General features: G+C 47.7%; 13 protein-coding genes. 10 read left to right on the top strand and 3 right to left on the bottom strand.

Translation table 11 applies throughout. The features are described 5' to 3' along the window. The 10 genes from accB to A596_RS04540 form a co-directional block, all read left to right on the top strand. Positions 1–299: acetyl-CoA carboxylase biotin carboxyl carrier protein (accB, locus tag A596_RS04585; protein ID WP_039912955.1), on the top strand; the 299-nt coding region annotated here is incomplete at its 5' end. A 26-nt stretch (positions 300–325) separates the two neighbouring features. Then, on the top strand, positions 326–1666 hold the full coding sequence (gene accC / locus A596_RS04580) for an acetyl-CoA carboxylase biotin carboxylase subunit (protein WP_039912954.1): 1341 nt from the start codon (positions 326–328) through the stop codon (positions 1664–1666). A 214-nt stretch (positions 1667–1880) separates the two neighbouring features. Next, complete coding sequence (gene prmA, locus A596_RS04575) at positions 1881–2765, top strand: 50S ribosomal protein L11 methyltransferase (RefSeq protein ID WP_039912953.1); 885 nt, start codon at positions 1881–1883, stop codon at positions 2763–2765. Positions 2766–2909: 144 nt separating this feature from the next. Beyond that, positions 2910–4595 carry a DUF3426 domain-containing protein gene (locus A596_RS04570; RefSeq protein WP_039912952.1) on the top strand — a complete coding sequence of 562 codons (1686 nt, stop codon included), beginning with the start codon at positions 2910–2912 and terminating at the stop codon, positions 4593–4595. A 59-nt stretch (positions 4596–4654) separates the two neighbouring features. Beyond that, positions 4655–5647 carry a type 2 periplasmic-binding domain-containing protein gene (locus tag A596_RS04565; RefSeq protein ID WP_052417233.1) on the top strand — a complete coding sequence of 331 codons (993 nt, stop codon included), beginning with the start codon at positions 4655–4657 and terminating at the stop codon, positions 5645–5647. 229 nt (positions 5648–5876) lie between these two features. Further along, positions 5877–6866: a tRNA dihydrouridine synthase DusB gene (gene dusB / locus A596_RS04560; protein WP_039912950.1), complete on the top strand. Its 990-nt coding sequence runs from the start codon at positions 5877–5879 to the stop codon at positions 6864–6866. Then, entirely contained in the window at positions 6863–7159 is a 297-nt protein-coding gene (fis, locus tag A596_RS04555) for a DNA-binding transcriptional regulator Fis (RefSeq protein ID WP_039912949.1), read from the top strand. Before dusB ends, fis begins: the two co-directional genes overlap by 4 nt. A gap of 128 nt (positions 7160–7287) precedes the next feature. Then, complete coding sequence (gene purH, locus A596_RS04550) at positions 7288–8868, top strand: bifunctional phosphoribosylaminoimidazolecarboxamide formyltransferase/IMP cyclohydrolase (RefSeq protein ID WP_039912947.1); 1581 nt, start codon at positions 7288–7290, stop codon at positions 8866–8868. A gap of 131 nt (positions 8869–8999) precedes the next feature. Next, complete coding sequence (gene purD, locus A596_RS04545) at positions 9000–10286, top strand: phosphoribosylamine--glycine ligase (protein ID WP_039912945.1); 1287 nt, start codon at positions 9000–9002, stop codon at positions 10284–10286. A 269-nt stretch (positions 10287–10555) separates the two neighbouring features. After that, the gene (locus A596_RS04540; RefSeq protein ID WP_039912944.1) at positions 10556–11878 is read left to right on the top strand and encodes an OmpP1/FadL family transporter; all 1323 of its coding nucleotides are present in this window, start codon (positions 10556–10558) and stop codon (positions 11876–11878) included. A 130-nt stretch (positions 11879–12008) separates the two neighbouring features. Here A596_RS04540 and A596_RS04535 read toward each other — a convergent pair whose 3' ends face one another. The 3 genes from A596_RS04535 to A596_RS04520 form a co-directional block, all read right to left on the bottom strand. Next, positions 12009–13601 carry a beta-N-acetylhexosaminidase gene (locus A596_RS04535; RefSeq protein ID WP_052417231.1) on the bottom strand — a complete coding sequence of 531 codons (1593 nt, stop codon included), beginning with the start codon at positions 13599–13601 and terminating at the stop codon, positions 12009–12011. A 196-nt stretch (positions 13602–13797) separates the two neighbouring features. Continuing rightward, entirely contained in the window at positions 13798–14895 is a 1098-nt protein-coding gene (locus A596_RS04525; RefSeq protein ID WP_039912940.1) for a zinc metalloprotease, read from the bottom strand. A gap of 40 nt (positions 14896–14935) precedes the next feature. Further along, positions 14936–15799 carry a hypothetical protein gene (locus tag A596_RS04520; RefSeq protein ID WP_039912939.1) on the bottom strand — a complete coding sequence of 288 codons (864 nt, stop codon included), beginning with the start codon at positions 15797–15799 and terminating at the stop codon, positions 14936–14938. Between the last annotated feature and the right edge of the window lie 63 nt (positions 15800–15862).

The following is a 15862-nucleotide window of genomic DNA, read 5'->3' as shown; positions in this document are numbered from 1 at the left end:
CCGCAGCCCCGACAGCCGCACCCGCTTCTGCCCCGGCCGCCGCACCTGCAGCACCCATATCTTCCGGCCATATAGTGAAATCACCAATGGTCGGAACCTTCTACCGCTCACCAAGCCCGGGCTCACCTTCATTTATTGAAGTAGGCAAATCCGTAAAAGCAGGCGATGTAATCTGCATCATTGAAGCGATGAAAATGATGAACCAGATCGAAGCCGATAAATCCGGTGTGATTGAAGCCATCCTGGTGGAAGACGGCAACCCCGTTGAATTCGACCAACCTCTGGTAACGATTGTTTAACCGCTACCCAACAGAGGATTCGGTCCATGTTTGATAAAATTCTGATCGCCAACCGCGGCGAAATCGCGTTGCGTGTACTGCGCGCCTGTAAGGAGATGGGCATCAAAACCGTTGCTGTCCACTCGCAAATTGACCGCGATTTGAAACACGTGCGCCTGGCGGATGAGTCGGTATGTATCGGCCCTAACCCGTCACCAAAAAGTTATTTGAATGTGCCGGCGATTATCGCCGCGATGGAAATTACCGATTCCCAAGCGGTTCACCCTGGTTATGGTTTCCTCGCAGAAAATGCGGATTTCGCCGAGCGCGTACAAAAAAGTGGTTTCACCTTTATCGGCCCGGACCCGGATGTCATCCGCATGATGGGCGATAAGGTTGAAGCCATTAAAGCGATGAAAAAAGCAGGTGTTCCTACCGTTCCCGGTTCCGATGGCCCTTTGCCTGAGGATGAGGAAGAGTGCCATGCAATCGCCAAACGTATTGGCTATCCGATCATCATCAAGGCAGCAGCCGGTGGTGGCGGTCGCGGTATGCGCGTTGTCCATACCGAAGCAGCTCTGATCAGCTCAATCCGTGTGACCCAGGGCGAAGCCAAGGCAGCATTTGGCGATGGCACTGTGTACATGGAAAAATTCCTGCAAAACCCGCGTCACGTGGAAGTGCAAATCCTTTCTGACGGCCAGGGTAGCGCAATCCATTTGGGTGACCGCGATTGCTCACTGCAACGCCGCCACCAGAAAGTATTGGAAGAAGCTCCCGCCCCCGGTATTCCCCAAGAAGTACGCGAAGCAACTTATGCCGCCTGCGTAAAAGCGTGTATCGATATCAAATATAAAGGTGCCGGCACATTTGAATTTTTGTACGAAGATGGCCGCTTCTACTTTATTGAGATGAACACCCGTATCCAGGTGGAACATCCGGTATCGGAAATGGTGACCGGTATTGATTTGATCAAGGAGCAAATCCGCGTTTGTTCCGGCTTGCCGTTGTCAATCAAGCAATCTGATGTGATTATTCGTGGCCACTCTTTTGAATGCCGCATCAACGCTGAAGACCCAAAAACCTTTATGCCCTGCCCCGGCCTGGTAAAAGGTTTCCATGCTCCCGGCGGTTTAGGCGTGCGTGTGGATTCGCACCTGTACAATGGCTACTCGGTTCCGCCGAACTACGATTCGATGATCGCCAAAATTATTACCTACGGTGATACCCGCGAGATCGCCCTTAATCGTATGCGCAATGCGCTGGACGAAACCATTGTCGATGGCATTCGCACCAATATCCCGCTGCAGCAAATGCTGGTGCGCGATGAGGCTTTCCGTCAAGGTGGTGTTAACATCCATTATCTGGAAAAGAAACTGGCGGAATAAAAATCGCTGATTTTTGATCGTAGGGGCGCGATTTATCGCGCCCTTTTACATTGCACCATTCATAATCGGCATCCATGATTCCAACCTGGAAAATATCGGGTGTAATAATTCAAGGGCGCGATACTTGCCACGTTAAAATTGGCGCTCCTACGAACGATCAATTTTTACAAACGATCAATTGCGACGAACCATCAATCATCAAGAATTAAAACCTATGCCCTGGCTGCAACTTAAAATTATTACCCCGCGCCGTTATGTCGAATCACTTGAAGATTCGCTGCTAGCGTGTGGCGCGGCATCAGTCACCTTACAAGACAATGCCGATCAACCCATCCTCGAACCCGGCCTTGGCGAAACCCCATTATGGGATAGCGTGAAAATGACCGGGCTGTTTGATGCCGAAATTGACACCGCAAAAACGATTGCGCTGGCAGAGCGCCGTTTCGGAAATCCGTTACCGGAACACTTTTGGGAACAGCTCGAAGATAAAGATTGGGAACGCGAGTGGATGGCAAATTACCATGCAATCCGCTGCGGTGAACGCTTGTGGATTTGCCCTAGCTGGCAACAACCCCCCGAACCGGAAAAAGTCAATTTGATGCTCGACCCGGGCCTGGCCTTCGGCACTGGCACCCATCCGACTACATTTTTGTGCATGCAATGGATCGACCAGCAGGATTTCACTGATCTTGAAGTAGTGGATTATGGCTGCGGCTCAGGCATCCTTGGAATTGCGACACTACTACTCGGCGCCAAAAAAGTGATTGGTGTAGACATAGATCCCCAAGCCTTATTGGCCACAACGGAAAATGCCAAGCGCAACAATCTACCTGAAGATGCCATGCCCGTTTATCTGCCACCGGATTGCCCCACAGGCCAGGCCGATGTAATGCTCGCCAATATCCTTGCTGGCCCCCTGGCGGAATTGGCGCCAGCATTGAATGCGATGACCAAAGTCGGGGGCAAAATTTGCCTGTCTGGCATCCTGGCTGTACAGGCCAAAACCGTCATGGCGGCTTACGAGCCCTGGTTTACCTTTGACCCTATCGCCGAACAGGAAGAATGGGTACGCTTGACAGCAACGAAAACTCAACCATAACAAGTCAGATAAAAGTGAGGCAGTTGGCATTGTTGATGGAGACCGTGATGACCAGTTGTCGCTGGAATTTACCGCACGTCTCCTGATAGTTACACTGTCAGGTCTCGATAATAAATTTGAAGCGGTTTTTAAGGGCCTTGATGTATGACCTCTGCGAGTAACCAACAGATCACCCGCTGCCCCAAGTGTGGAACTGCCTTTCGGATAACCCAGGCACAATTGCAATCCGCCAATGGCGCTGTGCGTTGCGGTTCTTGCTTGAATGTATTCAAAGCGATGGATTATCTGGTAGCGGCTGCAACTCCAAAAATCGCTGAATCGCCCACACCTGTAGACCCCATCAAAACTGCGGCTCCCGAAAAAGCACCCGCTCCGGCCAACGCAAAACCGGAAGCCAGCACCAAGCCGCTGATAAATCCGATATCGTCTATCGCGGTAAATTCACCACCCGCAAAACCTGCAACAACACCGGCAGCCCCGGCGCACAAAGTTGCAGCAACTACATCGCTACCCACCAATACCCCGGCGAATCAACCTGAGCAACTGGCAATCCTAAGCAGCATCAAACCATTGCCAATAGCGCCCACCCCCGTTAGTGCCGCACCACTACCAAAGCTCGAACCGCAAAAGCCGGTAGTACGGGTACTGGATAAATCGTCGCTATCACACGGTGATGACATACTCATTAGTGACGATATGGATGACACCAAATCCGATACCAAGAGCTATGAGTTCGACAGTTTTATGGATATAGATACGACGCCCAAGGCCGAAGTATCGCTGTTTGAGCGCAAGATTCGCCATCAGGACGACAAGGAAGACCTGCATAGCGCCGATGAATCCTGGGCAGAAATGCTGATCGACGATGAGGACCAGGAAGCACCGCGATATGTGGCGCAGAAAAAACCTGTCATCGCTAATGATGAAGATTTGCATGCAAACGACTATGAAGCAAATGCACCTGTAGCAGAACCATCTGGGCCAGCACCTTCAGCGCCCGGCTTAATGTTCAGCCTGATCGGCGAAGCTGAGCCCGCGCCGCCCACACCAGCGGAAGATAAAGAACCAGGAAAAGTAGCAGATGACTTTATCCTGAGTGACGAACTGGCGAGCATTCCTGATCACAACGGTTTTAAAGCGCCGCAGGCAAATCCAACCCCCAATGCGCCCGACCCGAGCATTTTTGAAACACCCGATGAAAATGCCACCCAGGATGATTCACCCAAACGCCAGGTAAAAACCCAACCGAAAATTCGCGCTTATGATGGTTCACGTACCGCGTTGCTAATGAACATCATACCGGCCCCCATCGAATTCACCGCCAAACGCATGCGCCGATGGTATCAACGCAAACTGTGGCCAGCGTTAAGCTTGCTTGCACTGCTTGCGCTGGTTGTGCAGTTGGCCTGGTTTAAGTTTGATTACTTTAGCCGTGTAGAACCCTACAGAACGGCTTATACATTTATATGTCCCTACCTGAAATGCGAAGTACCATCCCTGATTGATACCAGCCAGATACTCGCATACAACCTGGTAATCGGTGATCACCCCACCATTGAAAATGCATTAGAGATCGATGTATTGATCGTAAATAATGCCCCCTTTGAACAACCCTATCCGGATCTGGAACTGGTATTTACCAATATCGATGAAAACGTAATAGCGTCACGACGCTTTTCGCCCGGTGAATATCTTGGAGGGGAAGCTGCCGGCACCACTCACATGCCAAGAAAACAACCGGTTCATTTAACGTTTGATGTCGTTGACCCCGGTGAACAAGCGGTCAACTATCGAGTGAAAGTACTGCGCCAGCAAAACCATCCGAATTAAGAACCACTTACACATAATTACGGCTCCCCATACTGCAGGATCAAGCTGGTAACCAAGCAATGAAAATGGATTATGGCGTTATCACCGATCAATTAACCCAAACCGGGAGCCAGTGTTATCACTATTTTTTCAGGCCCAACAAACCTGGATTTTTGTTTTACCTATTACTTATCGTCGCCCCTATTGTATTTGCCGATGAGCGCGCGCAGCCGGATCCCACCAAACAACCGCCTGACAGCCAACTCCTGATCGTTACCCATAAGCTGCCGGAAATCGCTAGCCCGGAGCAGGAACTGCACGAAGTAGATGTATTGCGCCTGGCACTGGAAAAAACGCGTGCAGAGTATGGCCCCTATGAGTTGCGCGGCCTCCCACCCATGAATCGCGCCCGCGCACTAGCAGCAATGCATAACAACATTTACCCCAACCTGGTACTGCAAATCAGCTACGAGGATGACCTAGCCAATCAGGAAAAGCTGGCTTATATCCCTTTTCCACTGGACCGGGGAGCACTTAGCTATCGCATATGCTTTATGCGTGACGCATTGAAAGCCAGGGTCAGCACGATTACCCGCACAGAACAACTTAAACACTTCACCTTTGGAACAGGCATTGGTTGGGCAGATACCAAAGTGCTTCGCCACAACCATCTGCAAGTAGTCGAAGCCAATAGCGTAATTAACCTGTTCCGCATGACCAAAGCGGGCCGCGTCGATTTATTTTGTCGCGGCCCCTCCGAGTATTTTTATGAACAAGCCCATGAAAGCAGCCTTGGGCTCACTAGCGACACGCAACTCGCCCTGTATTACCCGCTGCCAAAATTCTTCTTTGCACACAAAGATAACCAGCAAATGCTGGATCGCATCAAACACGGTTTGGAAATCGCCTATAAAGACGGCTCGTTTAACAAGCTCTGGCGTAAACGTCACATCCAGGGATTGCGAGCGGCGGACTTACCAAAACGCAATCTCGTAAAAATGGAAAATCCATTGATCAAACATTTGTCGCGCGATTACGAAACCTATCTTTATGACCCGCTAACAGAGCAGTAACAACTGCTGCCCCAAATCACACTTTTTTGCAACCCGAAATCACTAAAAAAGGCTGTTTTTATCGCTCAAAAAAACACCGTTTTTTACGTTTTTTACGTTCCCAACCCCAGCCCAAACGGGTATCATGGCGCCCCTTTAACGCAAGGCCCGGCTCAGTTTTTAAGCGGAGTGATTCTGCTAGCGCCAGCCTTCGCTGTTATTGGCAAACTGAGTTAACGGCAAATTACACGTGTTCAACATCGGCCCTTATTGCATAGACTCCAAGGTCATACTCGCGCCCATGGCCGGTGTTACTGACAGGCCATTCCGCCAGCTATGCCGCTCATTGGGCGCTGGCCTGGTGGTGTCGGAAATGTTGACGGCTGACTCAAACCTTTGGAGCAGCCGTAAAAGTAGCCTGAGGATGGACCATACCGGTGAGGCCGAGCCGATTGCAGTGCAAATTGCTGGTGGCGATCCGGAAATGATGGCGGAAGCAGCGCGCCTTAACGCCGCTAACGGTGCGCAGATTATTGATATCAACATGGGCTGCCCGGCCAAGAAAGTCTGCAAAAAAGCCGCCGGATCGGCCCTGCTCAAAGACGAGCAACTCGTAACTGAAATATTGCACGCCGTAGTGAGTGCAGTGGACATTCCCGTCACACTGAAATTCCGTACCGGCTGGAGCAACGAACAACGCAATGCGGTGCGTATTGCACACATTGCCGAAGATGCAGGCATACAGGCCCTCGCACTTCACGGTCGCACCCGCGCTGACGCCTTTCTGGGCGAGGCCGAGTACGACACTATTGCCAGCGTTGTCAATGCCGTGAACATTCCGGTGTTTGCCAATGGCGATATAGATTCACCGCAAAAAGCCAAAGCTGTATTGGATCACACAGGTGCAGCGGCGGTGATGATTGGGCGGGCCGCGCAAGGTCGCCCCTGGATCTTCCGGGAAATTGCGCATTACCTGCGTACCGGTGAGCAATTACCCGAACCATCCCTGGTGGAAGTCAGGGATATTTTATGTACCCATCTGTGTGAGCTATACCGTTTTTATGGTGAGTTTATGGGGCCGCGTATCGCTCGCAAACACGCGAGTTGGTATTTGCAAACGGTTCCTGGCAGCGAAGTATTTCGCAAAACCTTTAACGCTATAGATAACGCGGAAGAACAACAAACCAGCATTCAAAATTTCTTTGAACAGCTGCTTACGAAAGAGGAAAAAGCCGCATGAATACTGCAACTTTCTTTGCTGAATCAACCCCAGCACAAGCTGCAAACCCGAACCAACCAGTACAAGCTCAATCACTGCGCGGCTGTGTAGAGCAAGCCATGGAAAATTACTTCAAACATTTGGACGGCCAGGACGTTAGCAACGTTTACGAAATGGTACTCGCTGAAGTAGAAGCACCGATGTTGGAAATCGTATTGAAGTACACCCGTCACAACCAAACCCGCGCTGCACAAGTATTAGGTTTGAACCGTGGCACTCTGCGCAAAAAACTGAAGCAATACGGCCTGCTGTAATTTTTCCAGCGCCGCATGGCAAATAAAAAAGGGGTGGTAATTCGTTTCCACCCCTTTTGCTTTTTAGCAACTCTTATTTTTGGTATTACCGTTTTCCGCTTTAACTTTCTCATCTACAGGAACTGTGTATGTCTACTACTTCCGATCTTGTTGCAGTCAAACGCGCACTGATCAGCGTATCTGATAAAACCGGCATTGTTGAATTTGCCCAGGCCTTGCACGCTCAGGGCGTAGAAATTTTATCGACCGGTGGTACTTTTAAATTACTTACCGAAAACAAGATTCCCGCAATTGAAGTCTCCGACTACACCGGTTTTCCGGAAATGATGGATGGCCGCGTAAAAACCCTGCACCCGAAAGTTCACGGTGGTATTTTGGGGCGTCGCGGTATTGATGAAGGCGTGATGTCACAACACGGTATCAGTGCGATTGATATGGTCGTTGTGAATTTGTATCCATTTGAAAAAACCGTCGCCAATAAAGATTGCTCATTGGAGGACGCGGTAGAAAATATTGATATCGGCGGCCCCACCATGGTTCGCGCCGCTGCAAAAAATCATGCCCACGTAAATATTGTTGTTAACGCATCAGACTACGCCAATATTCTTGCCGAATTAAAAGCAAACAACGGTAGCACTTCATTAAAAACCCGTTTCGATCTGGCAATTAAAGCCTATGAACATACCGCTGCTTACGATGGCGCTATTGCCAATTATTTTGGTCGCCTGGTAGAGGGCGGCAGCGTTGATTTCCCGCGCACTTTCAACACCCAATTTATCAAAGCACAGGAAATGCGTTACGGTGAAAACCCGCACCAGAAAGCCGCTTTCTATGTGGAAAAAAATCCGCAGGAAGTAGGTATTGCTTCTGCAAAACAATTGCAAGGAAAAGAACTTTCTTACAACAACGTTGCTGATACCGACGCTGCACTGGAAACTGTAAAATCATTTAGTGAACCCGCGTGCGTTATTGTTAAACATGCAAACCCGTGCGGTGTTGCGGTCGCAGAATCGATTAAACACGCATACGACCTGGCCTACTCTACCGATAGCGAATCTGCATTTGGCGGCATTATCGCGTTCAACCGCGAACTGGATGCAGAAACTGCCAAAGCGATAGTTGAACGTCAATTTGTAGAAGTTATTATCGCACCCAGCGTTTCCGCAGAAGCTATCGAAATTGTTAAAGCAAAACAAAACGTACGTTTGCTGGCAACCGGTGAATGGAGTTCGGTGCGCGTTAAAGGTCTGGATTACAAACGCGTCAACGGCGGTTTATTAGTACAAGATCGCGATGATGGCATCATCACTGAAAGCGATTTGAAAATCGTCACCAAGCGCGCACCAACAGCTGAAGAAATCAAAGATTTATTGTTCGCATGGAAAGTCGCCAAGTTTGTAAAATCCAATGCCATTATTTACGCAAAAAACCAACACACTATTGGTGTGGGTGCAGGCCAAATGAGCCGCGTAAATTCCGCGCGTATCGCTGCAATTAAAGCGGAGCATGCAGGCTTGCAAGTTGCCGGCTCCGTAATGGCTTCCGACGCATTCTTCCCGTTCCGCGATGGTATTGATAACGCGGCGAAAGTCGGTATTGCCGCCGTAATCCAACCCGGTGGTTCGATGCGCGATGCGGAAGTTATCGCTGCTGCCGACGAACACGGTATGGCGATGGTATTCACCGGTATGCGCCATTTCCGTCATTAATTGAATTCGTTAATTTCGTAGGTTGGGCCGCGCCGCGCAGGCAGCAATGCCCAACATAGTGATCAAAAAATTAATTAGTGTTGGGCATTGCTGCCCAACCTACGTAAACGACTTAAAAAGATATTAATTTTATGAACGTATTAATTATTGGCAGCGGTGGCCGTGAACATGCCCTTGCATGGAAAGCGGCGCAAAGCGCGCAAGTCGAAAAAGTATTTGTTGCTCCGGGCAATGCGGGTACCGCACTGGAAGCAAAATTGGAAAACGTTGCTATCGACGTTTTAAATTTTGAAGCATTGGCAAATTTCGCTGAACAAAATAATGTTGGCTTGACAATTGTTGGGCCGGAAGTGCCACTGGTTGCTGGCGTGGTAGATTATTTTCAAGCGCGCAATTTATTATGCTTCGGTCCAAGCAAAGGTGCAGCGCAATTGGAAGGCTCAAAAGCCTTTACTAAAGATTTCCTAGCGCGCCATAAAATTCCTACTGCTGATTACCAAAATTTTATCGAAGTGGAACCTGCCCTCGCCTACTTGCGCGAAAAAGGTGCTCCGATCGTAATTAAAGCGGATGGCCTCGCTGCCGGTAAAGGTGTAATCGTTGCCGAAACATTGCAGCAAGCTGAAGATGCAGTGCGCGATATGCTGTCAGGCAATGCATTTGGCGATGCCGGTTGCCGCGTGGTAATTGAAGAATTTTTGGCAGGCGAAGAAGCCAGCTTTATTGTGATGGTCGACGGCAAAAATGTATTGCCGATGGCAACCAGCCAGGATCATAAACGCGTTGGCGATGGCGACACCGGCCCGAACACTGGCGGTATGGGTGCTTATTCTCCTGCACCGGTTGTGACGCAAGCGGTGCATGATCGCGTGATGAAAGAAATTATTTATCCAACCGTAAATGGCATGGCTGCTGAAGGTAATACCTACGTTGGCTTTTTGTATGCCGGTTTGATGATTGATGCAGCGGGCAATTCAAAAGTTATCGAATACAACTGCCGTTTTGGTGATCCCGAAACCCAACCGATTATGTTGCGCTTGCAATCAGATTTGGTCGAGTTGTGTTTGGCAGCATTGAAAGGTGACCTGGATAAAACCACTGCTGATTGGGACTCTCGTGCATCAGTAGGTATTGTATTGGCCGCTGGCGGTTATCCTGACAGTTACAACAAAGGCGATGTCATTTCAGGTTTACCAACTACAGAAGTTGCAGGCGAAAAAGTTTTCCACGCAGGCACTGCGCAAAAAGATGGCAACACTGTCACTAATGGTGGTCGCGTGCTTTGTTCTACTGCGCTGGGCAACAGTGTTTCTGAAGCACAACAACGCGCATATAAACTCGCTGAACAAATTAGCTGGAACGGAATGTTTTACCGTAACGATATTGCATACCGCGCTATCGCTCGCGAAAAACAGTAAACACTCCGGGTGCTTGTAGTCTTGAAAGTGCATCATTTTCAATGATGCATTTTTTATATCTTTAAATTTCATATCTACAGATATTTTTAGTCTGCAATATTTTCAATTTGTTCAAACCTGCCAGCATTTTGTCGCATTGCTCCACACATTTACATTTCCCAATCGATTATTCCCCCTCTGATAAAAACTTTTTAACCATCTACTAGACTAAGAAGGCAACTAGACTAAGAAGACCTGGTTGAATCAATTTGTTGTATTCAGGAGGCTTTATGAGATTCACTCGTCGCGCGCTCGTTACCAGCATTGGTTTAATGCTGCCCGTATTATCCCACGCTGCATCATTTCAAATACTCGAACAAAGCCCCGCCTTTTTAGGGCAAGCGTTTGCAGGCACTGCATCCGATACCAAAGATGCAACCAGTGTATTTTTTAATCCTGCATCGCTGAGTGAATTAAAAGACCCCACTCTTACATTGGGTGTAAATGCGATATTTACCAGCGCGGAATTCAATAACACTAACTCCAACACTAATGGAACAACAGGTAAAACCAACGAGACAGGTTACGTACCCAATATTTATTGGGTACAACCACTCACCGAAAAATTAACACTGGGCCTCGGAGTAAATGCACCTTATGGATTAGCCAGTAAATACGGTGATGAATGGACTGGCCGTTACCTTGCAACACATAGCGAGCTCGAAGTTGCAAATATCAATGCCGTGCTTGCAATTGAATTAAATGAGCAATGGTCATTAGGTGTGGGATTGGATTATCAAACTGCTGATGTAACACTGAAAAGCCAGGTCGACTCAACACTTGGCGTGAATCCTCAACCGGCAACCGACAGCAGCGCAAAAATCCAGGGCGATGACGACGATATTGTTGGCGATGTAAGTCTATTTTTTAAACCTACTGATCGCACACGCTTCGGATTGCTGTGGAGGCAAGGCGGAGAGTTTGACCTGGAAGGTGATGCAACATTTACGTTAAATGCATTGTGCAGGCCCGGTGCCGGGTTCCCTACCGGTGCACCACCAGCGCCAACAACCGGCACTATTTGCGCGGCAACATTAAATACATTGTCGGGTGACGCAAAAGCCAGTGTTGAATTGCCCGATACCCTAACATTTAGTGCTTCACATCGTTTCTCCGATTATTGGTGGGTCCACACCGATATTGCCTGGACCCAATGGAGCAGCATTAACACCATTGATGTCATCAACACTGGCAATAATCTCACCGTGAGCCGACTGGATTTGGAATACGAAGATTCAATGCGGTATGCATTGGGCCTTAGTTATAAATCTGACTGCCCATGGTCATGGCGTTTTGGTATTGCCTATGATGAGGCACCGCAAACCAACCCGGCATTGGTAAACCCGCGCATCCCGGATGAAAATCGCTTATGGTTTACCGGTGGTTTTAATTACCGCTTCTCCAACGATTTTTCAATGGACCTGGGTTACGCTTACATAAAAGTTGATGATGCCCATATCAACAATACCAATTTGCAAACAGGTCACCATGTTGAAGGTAATTTTGATGCATCGGTAAATGTAGTGGGCGTGCAAGCTAACTGGATTTTTTAATTCTGTGTCATAACATCGCATAAAAAAGCGGAGGATGAACCTCCGCTTTTTTATTATCTATTTATTTAAAACTCCTTTTTCGGATTTATTATAAATTCTTTACTACCAAGCGTCTGATTTCAATTTATTTTTACCAACCCAACTGTGGCTCGCGATAATATTGAATTCCCTCTTTATCAAAATAGGGTTTTAATTCCTTCAAACGCAAAATAAATTGCTGATAATCACGTGCAGAATGTTGGGTCCAGGCAATTTCCGCCACCGCCGCAAGGCGCGGCCAAATTCGGTTATCCAACGCTGCTTCCGAGGTAATAACCTCGCTCCATACCGGCGCTTCTATACCAGTAACTAACGAATATTTCTGCGGATTAAAACTGTAAACACGTTCCATCGGGACACCTTGTTTGCGGCACCAGGTATAGGTCTCCGGCTGGCCATTGTAATTGCCGTGATCCAGATAAAAATAACTGCAAGGAGAAAGAATTAAATGGATATTACGATCCAACGCAGACTGGATATTGTAATTATCATTCCACAATTGCAACAATGTACCCGGTTCCAGGTTTTTCCCCGCAGACGCCTCTTCCCAGGCAATCATGGTGCGGTTTAACTCTTTGATAATTTGTTGTGCCTTATCAATAAATTCAGGATATAAATTATGTTTTATTTCATCTCCACCAAGATGAATATATTGTGATGGAAAAACCTCCGCCACTTCAGTCAATACATTTTTTACAAATGGATAAATCACGTCCGGCTTTGTTAAACATAAAGAACTAAAACCAACATCCAGGCCAGTATAAACACTTAAGTTAGTGACATTATCGCAAGCCAGTTCATTGTATGAAGCAATAGCTGCCTGCACGTGTCCGGGCATATCTAATTCAGGAATAACATCTATGTTGTGTTGTGCTGCAAATGCAACGAGATCCTTCAATTCTTCCTGTGTATAAAAACCACCCGGACCACCGCCCGCTTGCGTTGAACCACCAACGCTGGTGAGTTTGGGATATTGTTTTATTTCCATTCGCCAGCCCTGGTCATCAGATAAGTGCAAATGCAGTCTATTTAATTTAAATGCCGCCATTCGCTCAACATGTTTTTTCAGATAATCAATACTGAAAAAATGCCGTGCGACATCGACCATGCTACCGCGCCATGCATATTGAGGAATGTCCGTAATTGTTATTTTGGGCAACTGATACGTTGCTTGCGCATTGACAGGAAATAATTGTTTCAATGTTTGCACACCGTAAAAAAGTCCAGCGTCGGTTTGCGCACTGATGTGAATATTTTCCGCAATCACCAAACGATAACCTTCCGCACCTAATTCCGGCTGGCTCACCAGCGACAACTGGATTTTATAAGGTGCAGTTTCAACCGCAGAAATTCCCAACACATTTAATAATGCGGTCAGTGCGCGGGTGCTGGTTGGTGTTGAACCATCGAATTCCAGCGTCGCTTGTACTCCCAGATTTGCAACACCGTTTTGTTCGCTAACCTCTGAAGGCCACGGAACCAATGCCTGCTGACGAGCCTGGGTGGATGAGGTATTTGAAAAGGATTGGCTTGAAACAGATAAACTTGAAACAGGCTGGCTGGTTGCTTGAGAGGAAGATTGAACTGAGGCCTGATTCGAAGAAGTGGTCGGGGATGATCCCGATGAACCGCCACCACAGGCAATCAACATTAATGAAAATATTAATAGGATATATTTATACATGGTTGACTCTCATTGTTTGTTTTTATGTCGTTGTTTTTATTTATTCGTTAATAACGAATAAATTGTGCGTATCAATATTAACCAGCGAACCGCAAGCCAACACTGTTTTATCAATTCTTTACCAGCACATGACATATATAACGCGCATAAAAAAACCCGCACTGCTGCGGGTTTTTGTTTTCCAATTCAATGAAAATTAATTTACACGGATTGGCAAGTAAGATGCATTGTTAACCGATACTGTTTCTGTCACGGCATTATCGTAATCCACAATCGCGCCTACCCAATAGTTTGTACCTGATGTGAGATCCGCCGGGATAACCAGATTGCTTTTAAACGTTGCAGGTTGATTGCGACTCAGGGTCACGGTACCCGTAGCAATCAAACGGTCAGCGGTACTGATTAAATTATTGCTGGAAATGTAGTAAGCAATTTTTACCGTCTGGGTGGTTTTACCATTGTTCTCACCGGTCAATTCCAGCTGCACTGATTGGCCTTTGTTGACACGATAACGGCGTTCACCGGCATCGGTAAACCAGCTCAGCACTGAGCCCGCCGAGTTAAATAATTGTGTTGGTTGATGTGTGGAGTACTCACCATCCTTTCCCAAATATTTAAAATTAGTGAGCGATAAATCTTCCATTGCACTGGCTTGGGTTCCGTAAAGAATTACCGAGCCTTCCGCACCATCTTCACCCAAATAGGAGCGCGCAGTATCACCGTTAGCATGGATGTGAGTCCAATCCGACCCCATAATGCTGTACCAGCGATTTTCATGCAGCAATCCCATTGCGTGTGCAAATTCATGAACAGCTGTGGTTTCAAATGGACGCGCACTGCCACCAAACGCCCACAAACTGGTTTTGTTCATAGAGGTGGTATAAGTTTCAGCGGTGTTAAACACGACGTCCACTTCATCGATACCATAATGCCAGCCAAATGCCCAGTAACAGTGATACCAGGTTAACGCGCGTGCCGGAGCACCGCCGTGCACATCAGGGTCGCTAGTGAACCAGGTTTCGTTTTGGCCGTTATCGCGCTTTACAGAAGTATCGCCAAACAATAATGAGAAATTAAAATTACTGGGATTGTCATTTACACGGTTAATGGAAGTTTGCAGTGAATTTCCAAATGCTGAACCGGCGGGAAAACTGACATTGCTTGCACGAAACGTAACTGTATTACTATCCCATTTAATTTTGTTGCCATCGCAGGTGCGCCAGCCAACAGCACTCGCGCTCATCGCGCTCAGGGTCATTACCAGGCCCAACGACGTTAATAATAATTTTTTCATGATAGTTTCCTTGTCAAAAGACATTTAAAAAGATGAATGATTAAAGAACCGGGTTGCCGTTATTTTTGCGCACAGCATCTTCTTCCCAACGATCAAAATCCGTTGGGGTAGTAATGCGGCGCAACAAGTTTGGAGCAGCATCAGCAGGCGCAGCTTCGGGAGTCATTGCTGCTGATTTAAACTCGTCTCTAATCGATGCAGAAACAAATACCGGAGTATCGGCACGAGCGCTGGCGACTTCCCTCGCCTGCTCACGCAAATCGGCAATAAATTGTTCTGCTTTTATTGCAGAAGCAGGGACAACAGGTGATACAGGCTCACGCGCTACACTTGCCAGCGCATTAGCACCATGTCCAACCTCGCCGTTGTCTGCTGCTTCTTTGGTAATAACCGTGTTAGAAATTGCATAACTGCTATCGGTTTTTTCAATGATTGCACGGCCATCATCGCTGGCTAATACACCATCCAGGTTACGGAAGCGACCAGATGTGCATTTTGCCAATGGGCAAATACTGCTGTTATTTTTGCTTGCGAAAAGTACATCGGTATCCCCGACCTGGAATTGCGGTGTTTCAGACACCTCAAGGTAACGAACCACTTCGCCTTTTTGCTGGCGTCCACCAAGGAAACGCAAGGTTACTTGTGAGCCGTCGGGACGGCCGGAGATCACCTGATCCACACTGTATGTAACAAAAGTATGGGGCAGACCATCGACGGAATCTTTGTATTCCACACTCACAACTTTTCCAGAAAATACCAGGTCTGATTGTGCCAGCAAATCGCGGGTCACAATGCTGGTAGTTTTTTCGGGGGTTGCTACAGCAGCAGAAACAGCAGTTGCAGTAAGAGCAGATTGAATGGCCAGTGCAGACAAAACTGCGAGCCACAGGGGTGACTTTTTCATAAAAATTTCCTTTTAGGTTAGTGACGCGTCGACATCATTAGTCGACAGTAGGCAGTATAGGCC

It is taken from the genome of Cellvibrio mixtus subsp. mixtus J3-8 (assembly GCF_000766945.1).
Taxonomy (GTDB): Bacteria; Pseudomonadota; Gammaproteobacteria; order Pseudomonadales; family Cellvibrionaceae; genus Cellvibrio; species Cellvibrio mixtus_A.
This window is presented reverse-complemented; position numbering and strand designations above follow the sequence as displayed.